General features: G+C 72.1%; 21 protein-coding genes and 1 tRNA gene. 8 read left to right on the forward strand and 14 right to left on the reverse strand.

Features of this window, described 5'->3' with window-relative positions; genetic code table 11:
- Positions 1-24 precede the first annotated feature (24 nt).
- Positions 25-699: a TetR/AcrR family transcriptional regulator gene (locus tag E6R62_RS13200; protein WP_136213574.1), complete on the reverse strand. Its 675-nt coding sequence runs from the start codon at positions 697-699 to the stop codon at positions 25-27.
- Positions 696-1,676, reverse strand: a complete 981-nt coding sequence (locus E6R62_RS13205; RefSeq protein WP_136213575.1) for a fatty acid desaturase — start codon at positions 1,674-1,676, stop codon at positions 696-698. Before E6R62_RS13205 ends, E6R62_RS13200 begins: the two co-directional genes overlap by 4 nt.
- 382 nt (positions 1,677-2,058) lie before the next feature.
- On the opposite strand from E6R62_RS13205, the gene ppc reads away from it, so the two are divergent.
- On the forward strand, positions 2,059-4,752 hold the full coding sequence (gene ppc / locus E6R62_RS13210) for a phosphoenolpyruvate carboxylase (RefSeq protein WP_136213664.1): 2,694 nt from the start codon (positions 2,059-2,061) through the stop codon (positions 4,750-4,752).
- 76 nt (positions 4,753-4,828) lie between these two features.
- On the opposite strand, the gene pth is transcribed toward ppc, so the two are convergent.
- The 6 genes from pth to E6R62_RS13240 form a co-directional block, all read right to left on the reverse strand.
- Complete coding sequence (gene pth, locus E6R62_RS13215; protein WP_136213576.1) at positions 4,829-5,419, reverse strand: aminoacyl-tRNA hydrolase; 591 nt, start codon at positions 5,417-5,419, stop codon at positions 4,829-4,831.
- Between the two features lie 100 nt (positions 5,420-5,519).
- Positions 5,520-6,104, reverse strand: coding sequence for a 50S ribosomal protein L25/general stress protein Ctc (locus E6R62_RS13220; RefSeq protein ID WP_136213577.1), 585 nt, complete (start codon positions 6,102-6,104; stop codon positions 5,520-5,522).
- A gap of 206 nt (positions 6,105-6,310) precedes the next feature.
- Positions 6,311-7,288 (reverse strand): ribose-phosphate diphosphokinase, encoded by a 978-nt coding sequence (locus E6R62_RS13225; protein ID WP_136213578.1) that lies wholly within the window; start codon positions 7,286-7,288, stop codon positions 6,311-6,313.
- A 145-nt stretch (positions 7,289-7,433) separates the two neighbouring features.
- On the reverse strand, positions 7,434-8,882 hold the full coding sequence (gene glmU, locus E6R62_RS13230; RefSeq protein ID WP_136213579.1) for a bifunctional UDP-N-acetylglucosamine diphosphorylase/glucosamine-1-phosphate N-acetyltransferase GlmU: 1,449 nt from the start codon (positions 8,880-8,882) through the stop codon (positions 7,434-7,436).
- Between the two features lie 109 nt (positions 8,883-8,991).
- Positions 8,992-9,063: transfer RNA gene (locus tag E6R62_RS13235), tRNA-Gln, on the reverse strand.
- A gap of 12 nt (positions 9,064-9,075) precedes the next feature.
- Positions 9,076-9,939: a hypothetical protein gene (locus tag E6R62_RS13240; RefSeq protein ID WP_136213580.1), complete on the reverse strand. Its 864-nt coding sequence runs from the start codon at positions 9,937-9,939 to the stop codon at positions 9,076-9,078.
- A 131-nt stretch (positions 9,940-10,070) separates the two neighbouring features.
- Between E6R62_RS13240 and E6R62_RS13245 the strand changes: the two genes are divergently transcribed.
- On the forward strand, positions 10,071-11,318 hold the full coding sequence (locus E6R62_RS13245) for a sensor histidine kinase (protein WP_136213581.1): 1,248 nt from the start codon (positions 10,071-10,073) through the stop codon (positions 11,316-11,318).
- 72 nt (positions 11,319-11,390) lie between these two features.
- Here E6R62_RS13245 and E6R62_RS13250 read toward each other — a convergent pair whose 3' ends face one another.
- A complete protein-coding gene (locus E6R62_RS13250; protein WP_136213582.1) occupies positions 11,391-11,897 on the reverse strand; it encodes an SUKH-3 domain-containing protein in 507 nt (168 codons plus the stop codon).
- 5 nt (positions 11,898-11,902) lie between these two features.
- Positions 11,903-12,433 (reverse strand): YwqJ-related putative deaminase, encoded by a 531-nt coding sequence (locus E6R62_RS13255; protein ID WP_136213583.1) that lies wholly within the window; start codon positions 12,431-12,433, stop codon positions 11,903-11,905.
- Positions 12,434-12,661: 228 nt separating this feature from the next.
- On the opposite strand from E6R62_RS13255, the gene E6R62_RS13260 reads away from it, so the two are divergent.
- The 3 genes from E6R62_RS13260 to E6R62_RS13270 all read left to right on the forward strand — a co-directional run bounded on the left by E6R62_RS13260 (position 12,662) and on the right by E6R62_RS13270 (position 17,036).
- Positions 12,662-13,657 (forward strand): SMI1/KNR4 family protein, encoded by a 996-nt coding sequence (locus tag E6R62_RS13260; protein WP_136213584.1) that lies wholly within the window; start codon positions 12,662-12,664, stop codon positions 13,655-13,657.
- Between the two features lie 7 nt (positions 13,658-13,664).
- Positions 13,665-16,013 (forward strand): SUKH-4 family immunity protein, encoded by a 2,349-nt coding sequence (locus E6R62_RS13265; protein WP_136213585.1) that lies wholly within the window; start codon positions 13,665-13,667, stop codon positions 16,011-16,013.
- Positions 16,014-16,175: 162 nt separating this feature from the next.
- On the forward strand, positions 16,176-17,036 hold the full coding sequence (locus E6R62_RS13270; RefSeq protein WP_306432427.1) for a cellulose-binding protein: 861 nt from the start codon (positions 16,176-16,178) through the stop codon (positions 17,034-17,036).
- 234 nt (positions 17,037-17,270) lie between these two features.
- Here the strand turns inward: E6R62_RS13270 and E6R62_RS13275 are convergent, their stop codons facing one another.
- Positions 17,271-18,167 (reverse strand): alpha/beta fold hydrolase, encoded by an 897-nt coding sequence (locus tag E6R62_RS13275; protein ID WP_136213587.1) that lies wholly within the window; start codon positions 18,165-18,167, stop codon positions 17,271-17,273.
- Positions 18,168-18,247: 80 nt separating this feature from the next.
- Between E6R62_RS13275 and E6R62_RS13280 the strand changes: the two genes are divergently transcribed.
- Positions 18,248-18,814, forward strand: a complete 567-nt coding sequence (locus tag E6R62_RS13280; RefSeq protein ID WP_136213588.1) for an ABATE domain-containing protein — start codon at positions 18,248-18,250, stop codon at positions 18,812-18,814.
- A gap of 16 nt (positions 18,815-18,830) precedes the next feature.
- Here E6R62_RS13280 and E6R62_RS13285 read toward each other — a convergent pair whose 3' ends face one another.
- Both E6R62_RS13285 and E6R62_RS13290 read right to left on the reverse strand, forming a co-directional pair.
- Positions 18,831-19,790: a hypothetical protein gene (locus tag E6R62_RS13285; RefSeq protein WP_240801644.1), complete on the reverse strand. Its 960-nt coding sequence runs from the start codon at positions 19,788-19,790 to the stop codon at positions 18,831-18,833.
- A gap of 149 nt (positions 19,791-19,939) precedes the next feature.
- A complete protein-coding gene (locus tag E6R62_RS13290) occupies positions 19,940-21,391 on the reverse strand; it encodes an MFS transporter (RefSeq protein WP_240801657.1) in 1,452 nt (483 codons plus the stop codon).
- A 559-nt stretch (positions 21,392-21,950) separates the two neighbouring features.
- Here E6R62_RS13290 and E6R62_RS13295 point away from each other — a divergent pair.
- Both E6R62_RS13295 and E6R62_RS13300 read left to right on the forward strand, forming a co-directional pair.
- Positions 21,951-22,739, forward strand: a complete 789-nt coding sequence (locus E6R62_RS13295) for an ABC transporter ATP-binding protein (protein WP_136213589.1) — start codon at positions 21,951-21,953, stop codon at positions 22,737-22,739.
- Positions 22,736-25,312 carry an ABC transporter permease gene (locus E6R62_RS13300; protein WP_136213590.1) on the forward strand — a complete coding sequence of 859 codons (2,577 nt, stop codon included), beginning with the start codon at positions 22,736-22,738 and terminating at the stop codon, positions 25,310-25,312. Before E6R62_RS13295 ends, E6R62_RS13300 begins: the two co-directional genes overlap by 4 nt.
- A gap of 120 nt (positions 25,313-25,432) precedes the next feature.
- On the opposite strand, the gene E6R62_RS13305 is transcribed toward E6R62_RS13300, so the two are convergent.
- Positions 25,433-26,833 (reverse strand): DUF2079 domain-containing protein, encoded by a 1,401-nt coding sequence (locus E6R62_RS13305; RefSeq protein WP_240801645.1) that lies wholly within the window; start codon positions 26,831-26,833, stop codon positions 25,433-25,435.
- Between the last annotated feature and the right edge of the window lie 43 nt (positions 26,834-26,876).

Below are 26,876 nucleotides of genomic sequence, written 5' to 3' on the forward strand. Positions count from 1 at the left end.
CACGTGGGGGGCGTCGACCGCGCCTCAGCTCTTGCGGTGCCCCACCAGGCGGGGGCGGGCCTCCAGGTTCTCCAGGCCGTGCCAGGCCAGGTTCACCAGGTGCGCCGCCACCTCCGCCTTCTTCGGGCGCCGCGTCTCCAACCACCACTGGCCGGTCAGTGCCACCATGCCCACCAGCGCCTGCGCGTACAGGGGAGCCAGCTTCGGATCGAAGCCCCGGGCCTTGAACTCCAGGCCCAGGATGTCCTCGACCTGCGTGGCGATGTCACTGATCAGCGACGCGAAGGTGCCCGTCGACTGCGCGACCGGCGAATCGCGTACGAGGATGCGGAACCCGTCCGTATAACTCTCGATGTAGTCCAGCAGCGCGAAGGCGGCCTGCTCCAACAGCTCGCGCGGGTGCCCGGCCGTCAGCGCGCCCGTCACCCCGTCCAGCAGCTGCCGCATCTCGCGGTCCACGACCACCGCGTACAGGCCTTCCTTGCCGCCGAAGTGCTCGTACACCACCGGCTTCGACACCCCGGCCTTCGCCGCGATCTCCTCCACCGACGTGCCCTCGAAACCCTTCTCGGCGAACAGCGCCCGACCGATGTCGAGCAGCTGCTGACGCCGCTCCGCACCCGTCATCCGCACCCGGCGACCCCGCCGGGGCTTGTCATCGCTGGAACCGCTGCCGTCGATCGCCACGTCCCCCATCATGCCGCGTTCGAAGACATTTCCTTGCGCCGGGCGTCGACGCGGGACTCCGACGGCCATCGCACGTCGGAGGCCCAGCCCGACTGCTCGAACCAGCGGATCAGCCGTGCGCTGGAGTCGACCTGCCCGCGCAGCACGCCGTGCCGCGCCGAGGTCGGATCGGCGTGGTGCAGGTTGTGCCACGACTCGCCGCACGACAGGACGGCCAGCCACCACACGTTGCCCGAGCGGTCCCGAGACTTGAAGGGACGCCTGCCGACCGCGTGACAGATCGAGTTGATCGACCAGGTCACGTGGTGCAACAGCGCGACCCGCACCAGCGAGCCCCAGAAGAACGCCGTGAAGGCCCCCCACCACGACATCGTCACCAGCCCGCCGACCAGCGGCGGGATCGCCAGCGACACCACCGTCCACAGGACGAAGTCCCGGGAGATCCGCCGGATCGCCGGGTCCTTGATCAGGTCCGGCGCGTACTTCTCCTGGTTCGTCTGCTCCTCGTCGAACAGCCAGCCGATGTGAGCCCACCACAGGCCCTTCATCAGAGCCGGCACGGTCTCACCGAACCGCCACGGCGAATGCGGGTCGCCCTCGTGGTCCGAGAACTTGTGGTGCTTTCGGTGATCCGCCACCCACCGCACCAGCGGGCCCTCCACCGCCATCGACCCCATGACCGCCAACGCGATCCGCAGCGGACGCTTCGCCTTGAAGGAGCCGTGCGTGAAGTAGCGGTGGAAGCCGATCGTGATGCCGTGGCAGGTCAGGAAGTACATGAACACCATCAGGCCCACGTCGAGCCGGCTCACCCCCCAGCCCCACGCCAGCGGGAGAGCGCCCGCCAGTGCCACGAAGGGGACGGTGATGAACAACAGCAACGCGATCTGCTCGACAGACCGCTTGTTCTCGCCGCCGCGCGTCGCGGACGGCCCGGATGGATGAGACGGCGCCGAAGCGCCCTCGAACAGATCGTCGGTGATGGTCACAGTTGATCCCCTGGGGGTGAGGAGACGAGGGGCGCGTGATCACGGACCCTACGGTCCCGTAACCTACGGCAGGGTAAGTATGGCAAAGCTCGCGCCCGCGGCAAGGGGAGCACGCCCGCGGCGAGAGGAGCACGCCCCGCGCTGCCGTGACCCGAGCACCGGCCACCTATCCTGGTCACGTCGGACAGCGCGGTCCGCACGGGCAGCCCGAGCTGCGCAGCGGCACCGCCGCGCCCGCCCGGGGAGCCCACCGCCCAGTAGCGCTCGAACACTGCAAGGAGCCGCACCTGTGAGCAGTGCTGACCAGGCCGCCCAGGCCCCCGTCACCCAGGCCCAGGCCACCAAGGCCACCCTCACGCAGACCGCCACCGCCAACGCGGAGCTGCGCGCCGACATCCGCCGCCTCGGCGACCTCCTCGGCGAAACCCTCGTACGCCAGGAAGGCCAAGACCTCCTCGACCTCGTCGAACGCGTCCGCGCCCTCACCCGCACCGACGGCGAGGCCGCAGCCCGGCTCCTCGGCGACACCGACCTCGAAACCGCGGCCAAGCTCGTCCGCGCCTTCTCCACCTACTTCCACCTCGCCAACGTCACCGAACAGGTACACCGCGGCAAGGAACTGCGCGCCCACCGCGCCGCCGAAGGCGGCCTGCTCGCCCGCACCGCCGACATGCTCAAGGACGCCGACCCCGCGCACCTGCGCGAAACGGTCAAGAACCTCAACGTCCGGCCCGTCTTCACGGCACACCCCACCGAAGCGGCCCGCCGCAGTGTCCTCAACAAGCTGCGCCGCATCGCCGCCCTCCTCGAAGAGCCCGCCACGGGCGCCGGCGAACGCCGCCGCCACGACCTGCGACTCGCCGAGAACATCGACCTCGTCTGGCAGACCGACGAACTGCGCGTCGTCCGTCCGGAGCCCGCCGACGAAGCCCGCAACGCCATCTACTACCTCGACGAGCTGCACGCCGGCGCCGTCGGGGACGTACTCGAAGACCTCGCGGCGGAACTGCAGCGCGTCGGCGTGGAGCTGCCGCCGGGCACCCGCCCCCTCACCTTCGGCACCTGGATCGGCGGCGACCGCGACGGCAACCCCAACGTCACCCCCGACGTCACCCGCGACGTCCTGATCCTCCAGCACGAACACGGCATCACCGACGCCCTCGCCGCCATCGACGAGCTGCGCGGACTCCTGTCCAACTCCATCCGCTACACCGGAGCCACCGAGGAGCTCCTGACCTCGCTCCAGGCCGACCTCGAACGCCTGCCCGAGATCAGCCCGCGCTACAAGCGGCTCAACGCGGAGGAGCCCTACCGCCTCAAGGCCACCTGCGTCCGCCAGAAGCTCCTCAACACCCGCGAGCGGCTCGCGAACGGCACCACCCACCAGGACGGCCGCGACTACCTCGGCACCGCCGAACTCCTCGCCGACCTCACCCTCATCCAGAACTCCCTGCGCGAACACCGCGCGGCCCTCTTCGCCGACGGCCGCATGGACCGCACCATCCGCACCCTCGCCGCCTTCGGCCTCCAGCTCGCCACCATGGACGTCCGCGAACACGCAGACGCCCACCACCACGCCCTCGGTCAGCTCTTCGACCGCCTCGGCGAGGAATCCTGGCGCTACGCCGACATGCCCCGCGACTACCGGGGCAAGCTCCTCGCCAAGGAGCTGCGCTCCCGCCGCCCGCTCGCCCCCACCCCGGCGCCCCTCGACGCGGCGGGCGCCAAGACCCTCGGCGTCTTCTTCGCCATCAAGGACGCCTTCGAGAAGTTCGGCCCCGAAGTCATCGAGTCCTACATCATCTCGATGTGCCAGGGCGCCGACGACGTCTTCGCCGCCGCCGTCCTCGCCCGCGAGGCCGGCCTCATCGACCTCCACGCCGGCTGGGCCAAGATCGGCATCGTCCCGCTCCTGGAGACCACCGACGAGCTCAAGGCCGCCGACGTCATCCTCGACGCCATGCTCGCCGACCCCTCCTACCGCCGCCTCGTCTCCCTGCGCGGCGACGTCCAGGAGGTCATGCTCGGCTACTCCGACTCCTCCAAGTTCGGCGGCATCACCACCAGCCAGTGGGAGATCCACCGCGCCCAGCGCCGGCTGCGCGACGTCGCCCACCGCTACGGCGTCCGCCTGCGCCTCTTCCACGGTCGCGGCGGCACCGTCGGCCGCGGCGGCGGTCCCTCCCACGACGCGATCCTCGCCCAGCCCTGGGGCACCCTCGAAGGCGAGATCAAGGTCACCGAACAGGGCGAGGTCATCTCCGACAAGTACCTCGTACCGTCCCTCGCCCGCGAGAACCTCGAACTGACGGTCGCGGCCACCCTCCAGGCCTCCGCCCTGCACACCGCCCCCCGCCAGTCCCACGACGACCTCGCCCGCTGGGACGCGGCCATGGACACCGTCTCCGACGCAGCCCACCGCGCCTACCGCGCCCTCGTCGAAGACCCCGACCTCCCTGCCTACTTCTTCGCCGCCACCCCCGTCGACCAGCTCGCCGACCTCCACCTCGGCTCGCGGCCCTCCCGCCGCCCCGACTCGGGCGCCGGCCTCGACGGCCTCCGCGCCATCCCGTGGGTCTTCGGCTGGACCCAGTCCCGCCAGATCGTCCCCGGCTGGTACGGCGTCGGCTCGGGCCTCAAGGCCCTGCGCGAAGCCGGCCAGGACGACGCCCTCGCCGAGATGGGCAAGCGCTGGCACTTCTTCCGCAACTTCCTGTCCAACGTCGAGATGACCCTCGCCAAGACGGACCTGCGGATCGCCCGCCACTACGTCGACACCCTCGTCCCCGACCACCTCAAGCACGTGTTCGACCGCATCCAGGCCGAACACGAACTCACGGTCCGCGAGGTCCTGCGCATCACCGGCGGGGAGAAGCTCCTCGACTCCCACCCCGTCCTCCAGCAGACCTTCGCCGTCCGCGACGCCTACCTCGACCCCATCTCCTACCTCCAAGTCTCCCTCCTCGCCCGTCAGCGCGCCGCCGCCGAACGCGGCGAGGACCCCGACCCGCTCCTCGCCCGCGCCCTCCTGCTCACCGTCAACGGCGTCGCCGCCGGCCTGCGCAACACCGGCTGACCGACGACCGGCCCACACGAAAAGGGGGTCCTTCCGTGCCCGACGGCACGGAAGGACCCCCTTCCCGTACGACCCGCTACGCGTTGTACGCCGACTGCGCGCGCTCCAAACCCTCCTGGAGCAGGCACTCCACCGCGTCCGCGGACCGGTCCACGAACCAGTCCAGCTCCTTGCGCTCCGTCGACGAGAAGTCCTTCAACACGAAGTCCGCCACCTGCATCCGGCCCGGCGGCCGGCCGATCCCACACCGCACCCGGTGGTAGTCGGGCCCCATCGCCTTCGTCATCGACTTCAGCCCGTTGTGCCCGTTGTCCCCGCCGCCCAACTTCAACCGGAGCGTCGGGTAGTCGATGTCCAGCTCGTCGTGCACGGCGACGATCCGCTCCAACGGCACCTTGTAGAAGTCCCGCAGCGCCGACACCGGACCCCCCGACAGGTTCATGAACGACATCGGCTTCGCCAGCACCACCCGCCGGTTCGCCGGGCCCGGAGGACCGATCCGGCCCTCCACCACCTGCGCCCGCGCCTTGTGCGCCTTGAACTTCCCGCGCATCCGTTCCGCCAGCAGGTCCACCACCATGAACCCGATGTTGTGGCGGTTGCCCGCGTACTCCGCCCCGGGATTCCCGAGACCGACGATCAGCCAGGGCGCCGCGTCGTCCGACATCAAAAAGCTCCTTAACGAAGACGACCGCCGTCCCGCTCCAGTGGAGCCGGACGGCGGTCGTTCAGCAAGTGCTGCGCATGCCGAGAGGCAGAGGCGTGGATCAGGCCTCGGTGCCCTCGGCGGCCTCGGCGGCCGGCTCCTCGGCCTGCGGGGCGACGACCTGCAGGACGGCGGTGTCACCGTCGACGGCCAGCGTGGTGCCCTTCGGCAGGACCAGGTCGGACGCGTGGATGGTGGCGCCGGCCTCCAGACCCGCGATGGAGACGGTGACCTCGGTCGGGATGTGCGTGGCCTCGGCCTCGACGGAGATGGTGTTCTGGAGGGTCTCCAGCATGTTGCCGCCCGGGGCCAGCTCGCCCTCGGTGACGATCGCGACGTCGACGGTGACCTTCTCGCCCTTCTTGACGATCAGGAAGTCGACGTGCGAGATCGAGCGCTTCAGCGGGTGCTTCTGCACGGCCTTCGGGATGACCAGCTCGGTGCCGCCGTCCTTGATGTCCAGGGAGATCAGGACGTTCGGGGTGCGCAGCGCCAGCTGGAGGGCGTGGGCGTCGACGTTGACGTGCTTCGGGTCGGTGCCGTGGCCGTAGATGACGGCGGGGGTCAGGGCGTCGCGACGGGCCTGACGGGCAGCGCCCTTGCCGAAGTCGGTGCGGGACTCGGCGGAAAGCTTGACCTCGGACATGCTCACTCCTCGTGGGGTGACGGAAAAAAGGACGACGGTCACCCGGCCGAAACGGCCTGCTACGAAGAGCGCGTCGATAACGGAGCATCCGCACCCGAAAACAGGTACGGCCTCCCTCGCCGAGCAACTCGAAGAGTCTACCCGGCCGGGAGGCCTTACCCAAAAGGATCAGCGGCGGGGTCCGCCGGCGGCTCCTTCGCCCGCTGCTACTGCTGCTCTTCGAACAGGCTCGTGACCGAACCGTCCTCGAAGACCTCGCGCACCGCACGCGCGATCATCGGGGCGATCGACAGCACCGTGATCTTGTCCAGCTCCAGGTCCGACGGGTCCGGCAGCGTGTTCGTGAACACGAACTCGCTGACCTTCGAGTTCTTCAGACGGTCGGCGGCGGGACCCGACAGGATGCCGTGCGTCGCCGTCACGATGACGTCCTCCGCGCCGTGCGCGAACAGCGCGTCGGCGGCGGCGCAGATGGTGCCTCCCGTGTCGATCATGTCGTCCACCAGGACGCACACCCGACCCTTGACCTCACCCACGACCTCGTGGACGGTCACCTGGTTCGCCACGTCCTTGTCACGACGCTTGTGCACGATCGCCAGCGGCGCGTCCAGACGGTCGCACCAGCGGTCCGCCACGCGCACCCGACCGGCGTCCGGGGACACGATGGTGAGCTTCGACCGGTCCACCTTCGCGCCCACGTAGTCCGCGAGGACCGTCAGCGCCGACAGGTGGTCCACCGGACCGTCGAAGAAGCCCTGGATCTGGTCCGTGTGCAGGTCCACCGTCAGGATGCGGTCCGCACCCGCCGTCTTCAGCAGGTCCGCCACCAGACGCGCCGAGATCGGCTCGCGGCCCTTGTGCTTCTTGTCCTGACGGGCGTACCCGTACGACGGCACGATCACCGTGATGGAACGCGCCGACGCACGCTTCAACGCGTCGATCATGATCAGCTGTTCCATGATCCACTTATTGATCGGAGCCGTGTGGCTCTGGATCAGGAAGCAGTCCGCACCCCGGGCCGACTCCTGGAAGCGGACGTAGATCTCACCGTTCGCGAAGTCGAAAGCCTTCGTCGGCACCAGGGCGACGCCCAGCTGATGCGCGACCTCCTCGGCCAGCTCGGGGTGGGCGCGGCCGGAGAAGAGCATCAACTTCTTCTCGCCGGTCGTCTTGATCCCGGTCACAGCACAGTCTCCTCAGACGTGTTGAAAGCTGCTCGCCCCCGTGTGCGTCCGTCCCGCACACGGTGAGCCAGCCGAATTGCGTGCACCTATCACGGTACGCCGTCGAGGGCGCACCTGTTTCCGGTCAGTTCACCCGGACAGCCGCTCAACGCGCCGCCGAGTCCTCCCCGACCGCCGACTCGGCCGCCGCGGCGGCGGCGCTCCCCGGACGCTTGCGAGCCACCCAACCCTCGATATTCCGCTGCTGGCCACGGGCCACGGCCAGCGCACCCGCCGGCACGTCCTTCGTGATGACGGAGCCGGCCGCCGTGTAGGCGCCGTCCCCGACCGTGACGGGCGCCACAAACATGTTGTCCGAGCCCGTCTTACAGTGTGAACCGATCGTCGTGTGGTGCTTGTGCTCGCCGTCGTAGTTCACGAAGACGCTCGCCGCGCCGATGTTGGAGTACTCGCCGATCGTCGCGTCCCCGACGTACGACAGGTGCGGCACCTTCGTGCCCTCGCCGATCGTCGCGTTCTTCATCTCGACGTACGTGCCGGCCTTGGCCTTCGCGCCCAGGTTCGTCCCCGGACGCAGGTACGCGAACGGGCCGACGGTCGCCGACTCACCGATCACCGCGGAATCCGCGACCGTGTTGTCCACCCGCGCGCCCGCGCCGACCCGCGTGTCCGTCAGCCGGGTGTTCGGACCGACCTCGGCCCCCTCGGCGACATGCGTGCTCCCCAGCAACTGCGTCCCCGGGTGGACCACCGCGTCCTGCCCGAAGGTCACCGTCACGTCCACGAACGTGCTCGCGGGGTCGACCACGGTCACCCCGGCGAGCATCGCGCGCTCCAGCAGCCGCGCGTTCAACAACGCCCGGGCCTCGGCCAACTGCACCCGGTTGTTGATGCCGAGGATCTGCCGGTGGTCCGCGCCCACGGCCGCGCCCACGCGGTGCCCGCTCTCGCGCAGGATGCCGAGGACGTCGGTCAGGTACTCCTCGCCCTGGCTGTTGTCGGTACGGACCTTGCCGAGCGCATCGCTCAGCAGCGCCCCGTCGAACGCGAACACCCCGGAGTTGATCTCACGGATCGCGCGCTGGGCGTCGGTGGCGTCCTTGTGCTCGACGATGGCCGTCACGGCGCCGGTCGCCTCGTCCCGGACGATCCGCCCGTATCCGGTCGAGTCGGGGACCTCGGCGGTCAGCACGGTCACGGCGTTGCCGTCGGCCCCGTGGGTCGCGACCAGGGAGGCGAGGGTCTCGCCGGTCAGCAGCGGGGTGTCGCCGCAGACGACCACCACGGTGCCGGCGATCTCGCCGCCGAGCTCTTCGAGGGCCATCCGGACGGCGTGCCCGGTGCCGTTCTGCTCGTACTGGACGGCGGTGCGGACACCCGGGTCGATCTCGGCGAGGTGCGCGGCGACCTTCTCGCGGGCGTGGCCGACGACGACGACGAGGTGCGCGGGGTCCAGCTCGCGCGCGGCGGCGACGACGTGGCCGACGAGCGAGCGCCCGCCGATCTCGTGCAGAACCTTGGGAGTGGCCGACTTCATGCGGGTGCCTTCACCCGCTGCGAGTACGACGACGGCTGCCGGGCGGGTTGCGCTCACGGGTGTGCCCTTCGGCTTCGGGGGTGGACCCGTGAAGGATACCGGTGGGCCGGGGGCCGAAAACGAGGCCGGGTCCCGACCGCGGAGGTCGGGACCCGAACTTGTATTGCTCCCCTGCCAGGACTCGAACCCGGACATAGGACTCCAAAGGTCCCAGTGCTGCCGATTACACCACAGGGGATAGCAAACCCGACTAAATCGGGCATTCGCCTCTGTTGATCGAGTCGACGGCACCTACTATGCCGCACCAAGTGCCCTCAATGCGACGGTACAAGTCGCAGCTCGCGGACACACGGACGATCAGGCATCCACGGTAGTCGCTTCCGGTGTTCTTCCGGACGGTCTTGGGGTTGTGTTTCTTGAGCGTGGTCTTCTGGAGCTGCGCCCGCCGCACCCCGACGAAGTCCGCCCAGTACAGCTCCGCGCCGACCACGTCCGCCGTCTCGTGGATCATCACCCGGAAGCGCAGTCGCTCACGGCTGACGCCGACGAGGTTCAACCAGGCGATGTAGACGCGGATGACGCCGGGGTCGCTGTTGATGAACGTCACGGTCTCGCTCCGCCGATATGTCTTGCTCTTGCTGCCCTCGGCCCAATAGAGCGCCGCGCCGACCAGGAAGAGTTCCCTGTCGCTCAGGCCGCCGACCGCTGCTCTGGCGGCGTCGATCGAGGCGTTGCGCGCGGCCTCCCGGCGTGGACCCTCGAAGGCCCAGCGCTTCAGGGCGGCGTCGCGGCCCTGCTCCTCGGGTGTGCGGTGATCCACCTTGGGAAGGTCGCGAACCCAGAGGGAGATGGAGCTTTTGGAGCAGCCCAGCTCGGTCCGGATCTGGTCGTACGTGAGGCCTTGGAGACGGAGCTCGCGGGCTCGATCGCGGAGGTCGTCCTTGGCGTTCGGGCGGCGGGTCCACTCCGGGGCCGGCTCCCCGTGCAGTAAGCGGTTCAGGATCTCGCCGTTGAAGACTTGTAGGCGGTCGCGGATCTCGCGGCGGCTGAGGCCCTCGCGTCGGAGGGCCACGGCCCGGGTGCGGAGACCCTCGAAGTCGGCGTATTTGCTCATGGACCCAGGTTCGTCCGGAATGCGGGATTCAGGTCTCGACAGGCGGCACATTCAGTCGTATGTGCGATTACCGGCGGTTTCCCGGAAAATTCCGCCGGGGCGTGGTGGGGGTGCTGCGTACGCTGGACGGCATGACCAGTACGGGGGAAGAGCAAGGCCGCGCTGGGCCGCCTTTGTGGTGGGAGCGGCGGCGGGACGTCGTGGTGGACGTGGGGATCGGGGCGGTGTCCGCCCTGGAGTGTGCTTGGGAGGGTGTGGGTTTCGCCCGCGAGGCCGGGGTGCCGGTGCTGCTCGGGGTGGTGTTCGGGTTCGTGGTGGGGGCCACGCTCGTACTGCGGCGGCGTTGGCCGGTCGCCGTGGTGCTGGTGGCGATCGCGGTGACACCGGCGGTCATGGGGTTCCTGCTGGGAGTGGTGGGGCTCTACACGCTGGCCGCCTGTGAGGTGCCCCGGCGGGTCACGGCGACCCTGACCGCGCTGTCGCTCGCCGCGACGCTGGTCGTGATGTACCTGAGGACCGACGACGAGACGGGCGTGACACCGACCCTGGTGATCTCGTTGTCGGTGTTCGTCGCGGTGGCGCTGACCGTGCCGCCGGTGTTGCTCGGCATGTACATCGGGGCGCGGCGCCGGCTGATGGAGAGCCTGCACGAGCGGGCTGATTCGCTGGAGCGCGAGTTGTCGCTGCTGGCGGAGCGCGCCGAGGAGCGGGCCGAGTGGGCGCGCACGGAGGAGCGCACGCGGATCGCGCGGGAGATGCACGACGTGGTGGCGCACCGGGTGTCGTTGATGGTGGTGCACGCCGCGGCGTTGCAGGCGGTGGCGGCGAAGGACCCGGTGAAGGCGGCGCGGAACGCGGCGCTGGTGGGGGACATGGGTCGGCAGGCGTTGACGGAGTTGCGCGAGATGCTGGGGGTGTTGCGGGCGGAGGCACCGAAGCGGGTGGAGCCGGTGGCGTCGGTGGCCGTTGCGGTGTCGGAGGAGGGGCCGTCGCTGGCGGAGCTGGAGGCGCTCGTCGGGCAGTCCCGGGCGGCCGGGATGGCGGTGGAGCTGACCGTGCGCGGGGAGTGGCCGGGGTGTGCGCCGGAGGTGGAGCAGACGGCGTACCGGGTGGTGCAGGAGGCGTTGACCAACTGCCACAAGCACGCGCCGGGGGCGCGGGTCGCGGTGCGGCTGGCTCACCGGGAGGGTGAGGTGGCGATGCAGGTGGAGAACGGGCCGTGTGACGGCGAGGCGGGCGGGGCCGGTCTGCCGAGCGGGGGGAACGGTCTGCTGGGGATGCGCGAGCGGGTGCTGGGGCTCGGTGGGGTGTTCGTGGCGGGGCCGACGGACGCGGGTGGCTTCCGGGTGTCGGCCGTGCTGCCGTGCGTGCGGCTGTGAGGCCCCGGTCCGGGCGGTCTTCGAGCGCTGCCGAGGGGGTCGCCCGGACGGGCCTGGGGTGGGGGGCCTCGGCTAGCCGGTGGTGAGGCGGGTGGGTTGCAGGCCGGTGAGGAGGAGGGTGAGGGCCTCGTCGAGGGATGCGCCGAGGTACCAGTCGCCGGTGTGGTCGATGCCGTAGACGCGGCCTTCGCGGTCGATGGCGAGGTGGGAGCCGGTGTCCGCGTCCACGCCGAGGGGGCTGAGCTCGGTGGAGAGGGCTCGGCCGAGGTCGGCGAAGGTACGGGCGAGGTGGAGTCCCGTGAGCGGGTCCAGGTGGACGGGGGTGGGGGCTATCTGGCGGCCGGGCCCGGGGGCGGTGACGGTGAGTCCGCCGAATTCCGCCCAGGCCTCGACGGCGGCCGGGAAGACGGTGTGGCGGTGTCCGGCCGGGGTGGTGTGGTCGCGGAGGGCGTCGGCCCAGTACTCGGCCTGCTTGATGTCCCAACGTCCCGGTTCCCATCCGGCGGTGCGCAGGGCGGCGTCGATGGCGGCGGGGAAGCGGGTGGCTGAGGAGCGGTCGTAGGACGCGGAAGTGGTCATGGCGGCTACTCGGTGTGGGAGAGGTCGACGGGGCGTACGCCGAAGTGGGCGAGGAGGGCCTCGCAGGAGCGGCAGGGGGGCGCGTAGCTGCCGTGGAGGGGGTCGCCGTCCTCGCGGATGTGACGTGCGGTGATCTTCGCGTGCTTCAGGGAGCGGCGGGCCTCGCTCGCGCTGAGGGGCTTGCGGGACGCGCGTCTGCTGCGGGCGGCCTCGGTGGCGGTGATGTGGCGGGAGAGGAGTATCGCCTCGGGACATCGGCCGGTGAAGCGTTCGCGTTGGCTGCTGGTGAGGGTGTCGAGGTAGTCCTGGACGAGCGGGTGCAAGGTGGGGGGCTGGTCGGCCTTGCCGGCGGTGCCGGTCAGGGTCTCGCCGCGGACGGAGAGGGCCGCGGCGATGGTGGGGAGGATGCCGTCGCGGCGGAAGCGCAGGACGGGGACGGTGTGGCCGTCCGTGCTGCTCCAGCGCAGGCGGGGGTCGCCGGTGGCGCCGGTGGGTGCCGGTTCGGCGTGGTCCGTGCGTGTTGCCGTGTGCTGCATGTCGCTCTTCCCTCCCGTGGCGGCGGTGGTGGCCGCTGTCGCGCACGCCCCCGTGCTGAGGGGACAGCCTGTCAAATGTCCCGTGTGGTGTGGAAGCGGGGTCGAATTTTCGTATCAATTCGGATGTTGCGGGTCGTGCTGTGGGTGCGGGGCCGGTGGGCGGGTGTCGCTCTTGCGGGAGCACATAGGCTGTGGTGAACCAGCCAGATCCAGCAGGGGGCTACCGCCATGACGACAGGTCGGCTCGGGCAGCAGGCCCCGCCACCCAACGCCGCTTATTCGGGGCAGGTCGTGCATTTTCCGGACCCGGTCCGGGCTGCCCGTCATCCCCACGGGGTCCGGATGGGCGGTGAGGGGCACCCCGATTTCTCTCCCTACGCGCGGGCGGCGGTGGAGATCGCGGAGCCGCCGGAGGGCTTCGGCGTGGACGAGCTGCGTCTGACGGACTACGTGTCCGCGAACGCCGCGATGCGTGCGGTGGGCCACGAGCTGTGGGACACGGTCGGCGCGGTGTCGACGCCGCACGGGTGGACGTGGCACCACGTGGCCGCCACGCGCCGGTTGGAGCTGGTGCCGGTCGAGGTGAAGGCGCTGCTGCGCCACCACGCGGGATTGGCGACGGCGCCGGTGGACCACGACAAGCGCGGTACGCGGCCCTTGCAGGAGGCGCGGCCGGCGCACCTGGAGCTGCCGAAGTCGGTGGTCTCGGTGTCGGAGCGCCAGGTACAGGGGGTCGAGGAGGACCTCGGGTACCGGCTGCCCGAGGCGTACCGCGCGTTCCTCAAGGCGGCCGGGGGCTGCGCCCCGAAGGGCACGGGCCTGGACGTGGAGCTGGGTCTGCTGGTGGACCAGCCGTTCTTCACGGTGCGTGAGGAGGCGGCGGTCAACGACCTCGTGTACGTCAACAAGTGTCTGCGGGACCACCTGACGAAGGACTACCTGTGCGTGGCCTTCGTGCAGGGCGGGTTGCTCGCGGTGAAGGTGAAGGGCGAGGGGATCGGCTCCGTGTGGTTCTCCCCGTACGACGACGCACGGGACCGGGACGGTTGGTCCGTGCAGGAGCGCGTGGAGCGGCTGTTGTTGCCGTGCGGTGCCGATTTCGACGCCTTTCTGGAGCGGTTGGCGGGCAATCCGCCGGAGTTGGAGACGGTGGCCGGTCTGATGGTGGACGGCGGATTCGCACGCTCGGTTCCCGTGGCGGGTTCCGCTCCGGTGGAGGGGTGACGGCGCGGTGGTGACGTTTGCGCAGGCGCAGGAGCGCGCCGAGGAGTGGATCAACGGGGACGTGCCCGCCTACCAGCACCGTGAGGTGCGGGTACGGGAGTTCGGACTCGGGTTCGTGGTGTGGTCGGAGGACCGGGCGGGCGGTCCGGTGTCCGGTGGTGGTCGGCAGCGTCTGGTCATCGCGCGGGACAGCGGTGAGGTGACGCTGTGGCCCGGGTTGCCGGTGGGTGAGGTGATCCGGCGGTACGAGGAGGAGTACGGGGTGGCTTCGGCGCCGGTGGCGGAGGCTTCGGTGCCGACGCCGCGGATCGACTCGGAGCAGACGTCGTTCATGTTGAGCCCTCCGGAGTGGTTGCAGGAGGCGGCGGACCGGGCGGGGATCGGGCCGGTGGGCACCGATTCCTCGGGGGGCGGTCGTTCCGGGGCGTCCGGGGCGTCCGAGGCGTCCGAGGCGTCCGACGCCGCCGCCGGTTCGGGTGCCTCCGCCGCGCCCGCGGTGCCTTCCGCGCCCGCGGTGCCTTCCGCTCCCGCCGCGTCCGGACGTGTTTCCGACGCGGTGCCGCTCAGCCGCGGGGGCGAGGTGCCGTACGAGCCGACCGCCAATGACGGGGTGCCGCCGGCGGGGGCGACGCCGTGGGCGGGGACGGATGTGAATTCCGGCGCGGACGAGCCGTCGGTGCCGCTGCCGGCGACGGTGTTCGCGCCGCCGCTGTCGGGGTCGGACCTGGAGGAGGGCGCCGGGGCGCCTTCGGGGGTGGCCCCGGAGGCGAAGACGACGTTGATGTCGGGCGGCAGTCAGCTGCCGAGGACGGCCATAGCGCCGGCCCTGGCGGAGGGTGCCGGGGACATCGCCGACGCGCCGACGAGCAAGGCGCAGGTGTCACGCCCGGGGGTTTCCAGGGCAGCGGCCGGTGCGCCGGCCGACGTGCCGTCCGCGCCTCCCGCGCCGCCGGGGGCTTCTGGTGCGCCGGGTGGTGGGCTTGATCACGCTGCGACGATGTTGGCCGGTCCTGCTGTGGTGGGGCCGCCGGCTCCGCCCGGGCCGCCGCCTGCTCCTGGTGTGCCTGCGGGGCCTGGTGTGCCTCCGGGGCCGCCCGGGGTTCCGGGTGCCGGGGGTCGGCCGGGTGGTGGGCTTGATCACGCTGCGACGATGTTGGCGGGTCCTGCTGTGGTGGGGCCGCCGGCTCCGCCCGGGCCGCCGCCTGCTCCTGGTGTGCCTCCGGGCCCTGGTGCTCCCGCTGCTCCCGGGGTTCCCGGTGGCGGGGCTCACCACGCCGCGACGATGCTCGCGCATCCCGCGGCGCCGCAGCCGCCCGGCCCTCCCGGCCCCGCGCCGGCGGCGCCGCAGCACGGTCCCGCTCCCGTGGCGCAGCCCGGGGTCCCCACCGTGGGTCCCGGCTACCAGGCGGTCTTGCGCTACCGCGCGCCCGACGGCTCCGAACAGCAGCTGATCCGTCGTTCCGCGCCGGGCACGCCGCACCCCGAGTGGCAGATCCTGTACGAGCTGCGCGCCATGAACGTGCCGCCGCAGCAGGTGCTGGAGCTGCACACGGAGCTGGCGTCCTGCGAGCTGCCCGGTGGTTACTGCGCGCGGATGATCCGGGAGACCTGGCCGCAGGTGCGGATCACGAGCGTGGCCCCGTACGGCACGGATCACGCGAGCCGTCAGCAGGGCATGCGGCATCTGATCACCCATCAGAGCGAACTGCACCAGGTGGCGGACGGTCCGGCGCGTCCCGCGCCGGTGCGGGCGCCGCTGCCTCAGGTCCCGCTCCAGCCGGCGATCCCGCTGGACGCGATCGCCCAGGAGCTGGCGGGGGCGTTCGGGCCGCAGGGCGTGTTCCGTTTCGACCAGCGGGCGGTGTCCCGTCAGGGCGTGCCGGAGATCGTGGCGCAGACGCTGATGTGGTCGGGTCTGCCGGTGGACTTCGGGCCGTTCTTCTGGGCGCAGGCCGTGCCGGGGCAGCCGTTGCCGACGCTGGCGGAGCTCGCGGCGCAGCGGCAGGTGCAGCCGGCGTCGGACGCGGGTTCGTACCTGGTGGTCGGCAGCGACTTCGGCAAGGCGCTGTGCGTGCAGTACGGGACGGCGCACATCGTGGCGGTCCCGGTGGAGGCCGGGCCGGGCGGTGCCCCGGTGCCGCCGCAGTTCGTGAATTCGAGCCTGCCGCAGTTCGTGCGCTCGCTGGCGATGCTGGGTCAGATGTGGCGGCTGCGCCAGCATCTGACACCGGAACAGGCCGGTCGGTGGACCGTCGATTTCCAGGCGAATCTGGCGGGGCTGGACACCGCGGCGCTGGCTTCGCCGGAGAGCTGGTGGTCGGTGGTGCTGGAGCAGATGTGGGACGGGCTGCTCTGATCGCACCCGTCGGCGGGCGTGGCCGGGCCGGAACCCCTCGCGGGGGGTTCCGGCCCGGCCATTCCGGCTTCTGGGAGCAAATGACGCATCCTTGACGGGAATCCCCGCGAGAGAGGCGCTTCCAGGATGAGTGCACCGATGTCACCTCAGGGACCCCAGGGTTTGGCGACCGCGCGCGGTCGCGGATACCGGACGGATCAGGTCGACCGGTATCTCGCGCGGCTGGCGGGCAGCCGGGACGAGGCCTGGGAGCGGGTGGCGCGGCTGACGGTCCTCGCGAAGCGGATGGAGGCGGAGGCCGACCGGTTGCGGGAGGCGGTGGCCGCGCTGGCGCCGCAGACCTACGACGAGCTGAGCGAGCGGGCGCGCCGCATCCTGGCGCTGGCGCTGGAGGAGGCGGAGGCCGTACGGGGGGACGCGCGCGCGGACGCGGCGGCGACACTGGGCGCGGCGGACGCGTACGCCGACCGGGTGGCCGAGCTGGCGCGGCAGGACGCGCACGCGGTGGTGGAGCAGACAGAGGTGCGGGCGCGGCAGGGGTTGGAGCGGGCGCAGCGCGAGGCGGACGAGACGCGGGCGGAAGCCCGGGACGACGCGGCGCGGTGGCGGGCGGAGGCGCACGCGACGCTGGTGGAGACGCGCCGTCGGGCGGACGTGCTGGTGGCGGAGCGGGAGCAGGAGCAGCGGGAACGCCGGGAGGCGGCGGAGCGGGAGATCGCCGCGCGGGAGGCGGACCAGGAGGCGCGGCTGTCGGAGCTGGAGCGCCAGGCGGAGGCGCGGCTGTCGGAGGCGCGGCGCGGCTTCGCGGAGGCGGAGGAGGCGGCGCGGCACGGGCAGGAGGACGCGGAGGCGCGGGGCGCGGAGTTGGTCGCGGCGGCCCGGGCGCGGGAAGAGCGGGTGGGGCGGGAGACGGAGCGGGTCCTGCGGGAGCACACGGAGGCGCAGGAGGAGATGCGGGCACACATGAGCCATGTGCGGTCGAGTCTGGCGGCGTTGACGGGGCGGGCTCCGGCGGAGGGCTGACGTCGGCCCGGGGCCCCGGCCCCGGGCCGCGCCCACCCTGGCTCCGCCCCCGGCCGCCCGCGCCGTACGGCCCCGCGCACGTCCGGGGCCTGATCGGGGCCGGCCCGCGACGGTGTGCGGCGCCGTCGCGCGGAACGCTCCCGGCTGCGCCGGGCATCGCGGCACGACGCCCCGCGGCCCCGCGCCCCACGTCCCCTCGGCCTGTCGCGCTGGCGACGGGGTCGGGGGCTCGCCTCAGGCGCCCTCGGGGCCGCGGGACGGCCCCGAGACGAGGAAACGGCGGATCAGCGGGGCGATCTGCGGGAGGTGGGTCTCCAGGGCGAAGTGGCCCGCCCCGTCGAAGAGGTGGAGTTCCGCGTCGGGTGCGTCGCGGAGGTAGGCCTTGGCGCCCGCCGGGGTGAAGAAGGGGTCGCCCGCACCCCAGAGCACCAGCACCGGAATGCCCGCCGAACGCAGCCAGGCCTGCCAGGTCGGGTAGTGGCCGAGGTTGGAGGCGTAGTCGAAGGCGAGGTCGGCCTGGGCGTCGGCGCGGCCGGGCAGGCCGAGGTAGTGCAGGTCCAGGGTCGGGCCGTCGGGGGGGATCAGGCTCGGGTCGGCGACCCCGGTCTCGTACTGGGAGCGGACGCCTTCGGGGGTGAACAGGGACCGGACCGTGTCCTCGGCGCCGGGGACCTCGCGGCGCAGCGCCGTCAACTCCCGGGCCGCGTCGGACAGTCCCTCCTCGTAGGCGTTGCCGTTCTGGACGATGAGCGCGGTGATGCGTTCCGGTCGGCGCACCGCGATCCGCAGTCCTACGGGGGCGCCGAAGTCGAAGGCGTAGAGCGCGAAGCGGTCCAGTCCGAGGGCGTCGGTGAAGCCCTCCACGATGTCCGCGAGCCGGTCGAAGGTGTAGGAGAAGCCCGGCGGGGTCTCGGTCCGGCCGAAGCCGGGGTAATCGGGGGCGATGAGGCGGTGGGGGACGTTGCCGAGGGCGTCCATCAGCCGCGTGAACTGGTGGGAGGAGGTGGGGAAGCCGTGCAGGAGCAGGAGGACGGGGGCGTCGGCGGGGCCGCTTTCGCGGTACGCGACGGTGACGCCGTCCACCTCGACGGTGCGGTGGCGGGGCGAGGGGATGCGGGGGCCGACGGTCATCACATGCCTCCAAGGCGGGGGGTGGCATTAGTCTGGGCGGTGATCACTAATGGGTCAAGCGGCATGAGTAGCATTAGTTTGTGACAGAGACCTTTCCCCTCGTCGGGGAGCCGCTCGCGTTGGACCTGCTGAACACCTGCCCCGTGGACGGGGATCTGATCGCCGACCCGGCGGGTCTGGCGGATTGGCTGGCCGCGCAGTCGGGCCGGCTGGGCCCGGTCGGCGGGGCGGTGGGAGCGGCGGAGGTCGCCGCGGTGCAGGGCGTACGGGAGGCGGCGCGGGCGGCGCTGGAGGCCGTACGGGGCGGCGCCCGGCCCCCGGCCGAGTCGCTGCGCGTGCTGAACGAGGCCATGGCGGCCGCCCCGGCCCACCGCGAGCTGGTCCGCGCCGAAGGGGGCGGCCTGGCGGTGGCGGCTCGCCGGGCCGGCGGCACCCCCGCGCGGCGGCTGGCGGCGGAGTTGGCCGAGGCGGTGGCGGACCTGCTGACGGACGCCCGGGTGGGGCAGGTGCGCCGGTGCGAGGGGCCGGGCTGTGTGCTGCTGTTCCTCCCCGTGAACCCCCGGCGGCGGTGGTGCGTGGCGACGGCGTGCGGCAACCGGGCGCGCGTGGCCCGCTATTACGCCCGCCACCGCCCGGACGGGGCCTGACGGCCGCCCGCGCCGGCTACCGCTGCGCGGAGTCCCCCACCGGAGCCGAAGCCGGTGCCGAGGCCGCGGGCAGGGCCGGAGCCGGCGCCGGAGCGGTGGCAGGGGTCGGGGCGGGGGCCGGGGTCGCTGCGGGCGTCCGGGCCGGCGCGGTCGGGGAGGCCGGGGCGGTGGTGACGAGGTACGGGTCGCTGCGCAGGCCGCGGGAGGTGACCACCACCGGGAACGGAGCGGCCGGGAGGGGGGCGGGGACGGAGGCGGTGAGGGTGCCCGTCAGCGGGTCGAAGACGGCGGGGACCACGGTGTCGGCCACCGTCACGCGGGCCTGGTCGAAGCCCCCGCCCTCGATGACGAGGGTGCCGCCCGCGAGGGTGACGTTCGTGATCACCGGATTGGCGCGGGTGGCCAGCTTGTTGACCAGGTACGCGCCCGCCGGGGCCCCGGTCAGGGCCCAGATCTCCCCGGGCAGGCGCGGCAGCCCGCCGCCGACGTCGGCGAGGAAGAAGAGGACGACGTAGAGCATCGTGACCGCGCTCAGCGACACGTACTGGAGGTCGACCAGGTCCGTGCGGCCGCTGTCGTTCGCGATCAGTTCCCGCAGCGGCCGCCGGCCCGTGGTGGTGGGCCTGGGGGCCGGTTTGGCGAGGCTGCCGTTCTCGACGCGGATGCCGACGACCGTCTTGGCCCCGATCAGCGCCAGGTAGGGGCCGCCCAGCAGCGGCAGGTAGACCGAGTCGAGGTTGGACAGCGGGCCGTGTTCGCCCTGGAACCAGGTGATGCCGCCCCCTGCCGTCAGCCCGTAGGCGAGGCAGGTGAGCAGCAGCCAGATCAGGATGACGGTCCAGGCCAGGGCGAGGGTGGTGGAGGTGGAGAGCCGGCCGTCGCGGCCGGTGATGAAGCCGGGGTGGTGGTAGAGCCGCAGGGCGGTCGGGCCGGCGAGGGCGGCGAGTAAGGCCAGGGCGAGCAGTGCGGAAGTCATGGGTCCCCCGTGTGGTGTCGCGGGGCGGCGATCCGCCCCTCGAAGAGATACCCGCCGGCCCGGAGCATGACAACTCGCGTGCACTACTCCCGGCCCGGCCACCGGCCCGGCCCGGCGACGGGGGGCGGTCGGGCGACCGGGACCGGGGGCTACTCCTGACCCGGCAGGACGGGGAACCTGCGCGGCGCCACCGTCAGCAGGATCAGCAGCGTGGCCACGGCGGCGAACGCCGCACCGAGGAAGATGTGGTGCACGGCGGCGTCCACGGCGGCCCGCAGGTGGTCGGCGGCGGCCCGGGGGAGGAGTTCCGGCCGATCCAGTGCCTTCGACACGTCGTCCAGGTGGTCGGGGAGACCGGGAACGGGGGCGTGCGTCAACCGGGCGGCGATGGTGGCGTTGGCGACGGCACCCATGAGGGCCGCCCCCACGCTCTGGCCCACCTGGCGGGAGAACAGGACGGAGGCCGTCGTCGTACCCCGTTCCGCCCAGACCACCGTGGACTGGACCCCGGCGATCAGCGGGAGTTGGAACAGCCCGAGGGCGGCGCCGAGCAGCAGCATGATCGTCGCGACCTGCCAGGGCCGGGCCGGGTAGGGGAGCAGGGTGAAGGCGAACAGCACCACGGCGGCCGTACCGACCCCGGTGGCGGCGGTGTCCCGGAAGCCGATGCGCCGGTAGACGTGCTGCGCGAGGGAGGCGGTGACGGGCCAGGTCAGCGTCATGGCGGAGGCGACCAGCCCGGCGTTGACCGCGTCGAGGCCGAGCACGGTCTGGGCGTACGTCGGCATGAACACCTGCGGGGCGGCCATGAGCAGGCCGAGCGCGGCCATGGCGAGGTTGACCGCCGCTATGGTGCGCCGGCGCCACACCCAGCCGGGCAGGATCGGTTCCTCCGCCCGGCGTTCCACCCGGACGACCAAGGCGGCCAGCAGGGCGCCGGTGGTCAGGAGTCCCAGGGAGGGCGCGGAGAGCCAGGGCCAGGCGACGCCGCCTTCGACCAGGGCGAAGAGCAGCACCCCGCCGCAGGCGAACACGGCCAGCGCGCCCGCCCAGTCGACGCGTCCCCGGCGCCCCGGGGGCCGCAGGGGCTCGGTGAGGTGGCGGACGATGACGACCAGCGCCGCGAGGGCGAGCGGCAGGTTGAGCAGGAAGATCCAGCGCCAGTCCGCGTAGGTGGCGATGACCCCGCCGACCGCCGGGCCGCCGACGGCGGAGGTCGCCCACACGACGGTCATCCGGGATTGGATGCGGGGCCGGTCCCGGAGGGGGTAGAGGTCGGCGGCCAGGGTCTGGACCGTGCCCTGGAGGGCGCCGCCGCCGAGGCCCTGGAGGACCCGGAAGGCGACGAGGGCGGCCATGTTCCAGGCGGCGGCGCACAGCAGGGAGCCGAGGAGGAACAGGCTTATGCCGATGAGCAGGACGGGCTTGCGGCCGTGGGTGTCGGAGAGCTTCCCGTAGACGGGCAGGGTGACCGTGCCGGCGAGCACGTAGCCGGCGAAGATCCAGGAGAAGACGGAGAAGCCGCCGAGGTCGCCGACGATCCGGGGGACGGCCGTGGAGACGATGGCGCCGTCGAGCGCGACGAGGCCCATGGTCAGCATCAGCGCGGCGACGACGACGCTCTTCGGCCGACCGGACGGCGCCTCGGCCGGGTCCGCCTCGGCCGGGTCCGCCGCGTTCGATCCCGCCGCGATCGCCGCCGCTTCGGTCGCCGCCGCCTGGGCCGCCTCCGCCCCGGTCTTCCCCGGTCCGCCGTTCCCCGAGTTGGCTGAAACGTTTCGCCTACCCCGGTTCCGCACACCCTTCCCAGGGCGGCTCCGCGCCCTCTCCCCCATGGCCACCCAAGTCCCCTCCCCCGTATCCGCGTGTGCGGGGAACACCTTCTCACCGCGGGCGCGGCCGGGGGTATCCCCGAGGTCCGCCGTCCCGAAGGGTGGAGAGACCCGTAGGGGTCCCTCCACACAAAGGGCGAGGGGTCTTTCGTCCTGGCGGAGGAGGTGGCGGGGTCCGGCGGGTCCTTGACTGGTTCATACGAGCGGCTCGCCCGGGGGTGGGGGTAACCCCCGGACGGACAGGGCCACGGGCACCAGTGCGCCGCGCACCCCCGCTCAACAGACTTCGACAGGCGATACGCGCCGACCACCGACGAGGGGAAACACCGTGACAACGGCCATGACCGAAACCAGGCAGGGGGGCACTGGGGGGCGTTCCGCCGTCGCGGCCCGGGCGCGCGAGGTCGTCAAGGCGTACGGCTCGGGCGAGACCCGGGTCGTCGCCCTCGACCGGGTCGACGTGGACATCCACCGCGGGAGGTTCACCGCGATCATGGGCCCCTCCGGCTCCGGCAAGTCCACCCTGATGCACTGCCTGGCCGGTCTGGACACCGTCACCAGCGGCCACATCCACCTGGACGACACCGAGATCACCGGCCTGAAGGACAAGAAGCTCACCCAGCTGCGCCGCGACAACATCGGCTTCATCTTCCAGGCGTTCAACCTGCTGCCGACGCTGAACGCCCTGGAGAACATCACGCTCCCCATGGACATCGCCGGCCGCAAGCCCGACGCCCAGTGGCTGGCCCGGGTGGTGGACACCGTGGGCCTCGCGGGCCGACTGAAGCACCGCCCGACCGAGCTGTCCGGCGGCCAGCAGCAGCGCGTGGCGGTCGCCCGCGCCCTCGCCTCCCGGCCGCAGATCATCTTCGGCGACGAGCCCACCGGCAACCTCGACTCCCGCGCCGGCGCCGAAGTCCTCGGCTTCCTGCGCCAGTCGGTGGACGAACTGGGCCAGACCATCGTGATGGTCACCCACGACCCGGTCGCCGCCTCCTACGCGGACCGCGTCATCTTCCTCGCCGACGGACGCATCGTGGACGAGATGGCGAACCCGAGCGCCGAGCAGGTCCTGGACCGGATGAAGGACTTCGACGCACGCGGGCGGACCTCGTGACCGTCATGAAGACCGCGCGGCGCAACTTCGTCGCGCACAAGGGGCGCATGGCCCTCTCCGCCGTCGCCGTACTGCTCTCCGTCGCCTTCGTCTGCGGCACCCTGGTGTTCACCGACACCATGAACACCACCTTCGACAAACTGTTCGCGGTCACCGGCTCCGACGTCACGGTGAGCCCCAAGGAGCCCGACGCCGGCAAGGCCCCCGGTGACAGCGGCAAGCCCGAGGTGCTGGCCGGCGCGGTCGTCGAGCGCGTCTCGAAGATCGAAGGCGTGAAGTCCGCCGAGGGCGGTGTGATCTCGGCGGCGGTCACCGTCGTCAACGCCGAGAACGAGAACCTCGGTTCGGACGGCGGCGCCCCGACCCTCGCGGGCAGTTGGACCGAGAACGAACTCAAGTCCATGAAGATCACCTCGGGTCACGCCCCGCGCGGCCCGACCGAGGTGATGATCGACGCCGACACCGCGAAGAAGCACCACCTCGCGCTCGGGGACGACATCCGCACGATCGCCGTCACCGGCGACAACCGGGCGAAGATCAGCGGTATCGCCTCCTTCACCGTCACCAACCCGGGCGCCACCGTCGTCTACCTCGACACCGCCACCGCCCAGCAGCTGCTGCTCGGCACTCCCGGCGCCTTCACGCACGTCAACGTCACCGCCAAGGACGGGGTCAGCGACGAGCAACTCAAGCAGAACATCGCGAAGGCCGTCGGCGCGGGCACCTACAAACTGCAGACCGCGAAGGAATCCGCGGACGCCAACCGCAAGAGCGTCGGCTCGTTCCTCGACGTGATGAAGTACGCGATGCTCGGCTTCGCCCTGATCGCCTTCCTCGTCGGCATCTTCCTCATCTTCAACACCTTCTCGATGCTGGTCGCCCAGCGCACCCGCGAGATCGGCCTGATGCGTGCCATCGGCGCCGACCGTAAGCAGATCAACCGCTCCGTCCTCGTCGAGGCCTTCCTGCTCGGCGTCGTCGGCTCGCTTCTGGGCGTCGGCGCCGGCGTGGGCCTGGCCGTCGGTCTGATGAAACTGATGGGCCGGATGGGCATGGACCTGTCCACCGACGACCTGACCGTCGCCTGGACCACGCCCGCCGTCGGCCTGTTCCTCGGCATCCTCGTCACCGTCGTCTCCGCCTACATCCCCGGCCGCCGCGCCGGGAAGGTCTCGCCGATGGCCGCGCTGCGCGAGTCCGGGACCCCCGGCGACAAGCGGGCCGGCCGCGTCCGGGCCGGCTTCGGCCTGGTCCTGACCGGGCTCGGCGGCGCCGCGCTCTACCTCGCCTCCGCCGCCGACAAGGCCACCCAGGGCTCGCTGTGGCTGGGGCTCGGCGTCGTCCTGACCCTCATCGGGTTCATCGTGACCGGCCCCTTCCTCGCCGGGATCGTCGTACGGGTGCTGGCCGCGCCGGTGCTGCGGCCCTTCGGCTCCGTCGGCCGGCTCGCGGAGCGCAACGCGCTGCGCAACCCGCGCCGTACCGGTGCCACCGCCGCCGCGCTGATGATCGGTTTGGCGTTGGTCGCCTGCCTGTCGGTGGTCGGCTCCTCGATGGTCGCCTCCGCCACCGCCGAGCTCGACAAGTCGGTCGGCGCGGACTACATCGTCAGCTCCCCCTCCGGCCAGCCCGTCGTGCCGCAGGCCGAACAGGCGCTGCGGGCCGCCGCGAACCTGGACCACGTCACCGCCTACCGCGACATCCCGGTGAAGATCACCGCCCCCGACGGCTCCAGCTCCGATGACGGCCTGGGCGCCCAGGACCCCACGTACGCCAAGGACATCCGGCGCACGATGACAGCCGGCGAGCACGCGGCCGCGTACGGGCCGAACGCCATGTCGGTCGGTTCCCTCTACGCCGGCGAGCACCACCTGAAGCTCGGCGACGAGCTGACGGTCGCCTTCAACGGCGGCAAGACGGCCAAGCTGAGGATCGCGGCGATCACCAGCGACGAGGGCAACCTCGACAAGGGGATGAAGTACATCAGCACCGCCGTCGCGGAGGCCAACCTCCCGGCCGACCGGCTGCCGCGCCCCGTCATGCTGCTGGCCACGGCCAAGTCCGGCCAGGCTGACACCGCGTACGAGGGGGTCAAGGCCGCGCTGGCGCAGTACCCGCAGTACAAGGTGCTCAACCAGGCCGACTACAAGCAGGTCCTGCGTGACCAGGTCGGTCAACTGCTGAACATCGTCTACGGGCTGCTCGCCCTCGCGATCATCGTCGCGGTGCTGGGTGTCGTGAACACGCTGGCGCTCTCGGTGGTCGAGCGCACCCGGGAGATCGGCCTGATGCGCGCCATCGGTCTCTCGCGGCGCCAGCTGCGCCGCATGATCCGCCTGGAGTCGGTGGTCATCGCCCTGTTCGGCGCGCTCCTCGGGCTCGGCCTGGGCATGGGCTGGGGCGCGACGGCGCAGCGGCTGCTGGCCCTGGAGGGCCTGAAGGTGCTGGAGATCCCCTGGCCGACCATCCTCGGGGTGTTCGCCGGCTCGGCCCTGGTGGGCCTGTTCGCCGCGCTGGTCCCGGCCTTCCGGGCGGGGCGGATGAACGTACTGAACGCGATCGCCACCGACTAGTCGGGCCGCGGTCGTCATGAACGCGATCGCCACCGACCAGTCGGGCGGCGGTCGTCACGGGGGTACACCGGCCCCGGTCCCGCCCGTGGGGGTGGGGCCGGGGCCGGTGTCGTACCCGGGTCACAGCCGCTGGAGGACGGTGATCCCGCCGGCCTCCCCGAGCACCCCGAACCGGGCGCCGGGATGCAGGCGCACGGCGTAGGCGACCGGGTCGTCGCCGGCCGGGCCGGAGGAGGTGTCGAGGGCGACGAAGGCCGGTAGCACGCCCTTGGCGGAGCCGATCCAGTACACCCGGCAGCGGGAGGTCAGCCGGGACAACGGCGGGATGTCGGCCTCCACGCTCACCCCGTCGGGTATCCGGGCGAGGAGCCGGTCGGCCTCGGTGACGTGGGCGGGCGTGGTGTAGGTGGACGCGTGCCCCAGCCGCTCCAGGGGGAGGGTCGTGGCGCTGAGGGCGAGCGCGACGGCCAGGACGGCGCCGGGCAACTGGAGGGCGTAGGCGCGCAGCCACGGACGGGTGGAACGCGCGGACGTGTCTAGGGCGTCGACCAGGGCGAGGGCGACGATCGGCATGAGTACGGCGCTGTAGTGCCAGTCGGTGGACCAGTAGTGGTCGTCGCCGGACAGGAACCGCCAGCCGAGGGTGGGCAGCGCCACCAGCAGCAGCGGGGAGCGCAGGGCCAGCAGGCCGGTGGTGGGGACCAGCACCCAGGCGAGGGTGTCGAGTTTGGTGGCGAGTCCGGCGGTCGGCGAGGCGCCCCCGACCTTCTCCCAGTAGGCGTAGCCGTTGCCGAAGGCCGGTATCACCACGGTGAACAGCAGGGCGGCCACGAGCACGGCCAGGGCCGCGGTCGCGACGCCGGCCAGGGCGGCCCGCCGGTCGGTGCGCCGGGCCTGGCGGGCGACGAGCAGGGCCACGACGGCGAGGGTGAGACCGAGGTCCTCCTTGACGAGCAGCAGCGGCAGCCCCCACAGCAGCGCGGCGCGCGGACGCCGGGCCAGCAGCGCCTCCAGTGCGAAGGCGAGCAGCGGGACGGCGAAGCAGATCTCGTGGAACTCGAAGTCGACGGCCCGCTGGATGCCCCAGCCCAACCCGTACGCGGCGCCCAGCGACAGGCCCCGGGCCCGCCCGAGCAGGCGGGTCGCGGCGCGGGTGACGGGGACCGAGGAGAGGGCGAACAGCGCGGCCTGCGCGACGAGCAGCGTGGCGGGGCCCGGGAACAGCCGGTAGAGGGGTGCGAGGAGGGCGATGACGGGGCTGAAGTGGTCGCCGAGGATGTCGGCGCCGGGCCCCTTGAGGTCGACGACGGGCGCTTGGAGGTGCGCGTACGCCCTGACCGCCTGCTCGAAGATGCCCAGGTCCCAGGAGAGGGCCTCCATCCGCCGGTTCCGGGAGAGGGAGAGCACGGCGTAGGCGACGAACAGCAGGGCGGCCGGTGCGTACGGCTCCGCCCGGCGCAGGAGCCGGCCCGTCGCGCCCCGGGGGACGGCGGCGGGCCCGGCTATGGCGTCAGTCGTCACGCGGTGGTGCTCCCTCTGCCGGTCGGGTGAGGGGGTGAACCCT

Source organism: Streptomyces sp. A1136, from assembly GCF_004795055.1.
Classification (GTDB): Bacteria; Actinomycetota; Actinomycetes; order Streptomycetales; family Streptomycetaceae; genus Streptomyces.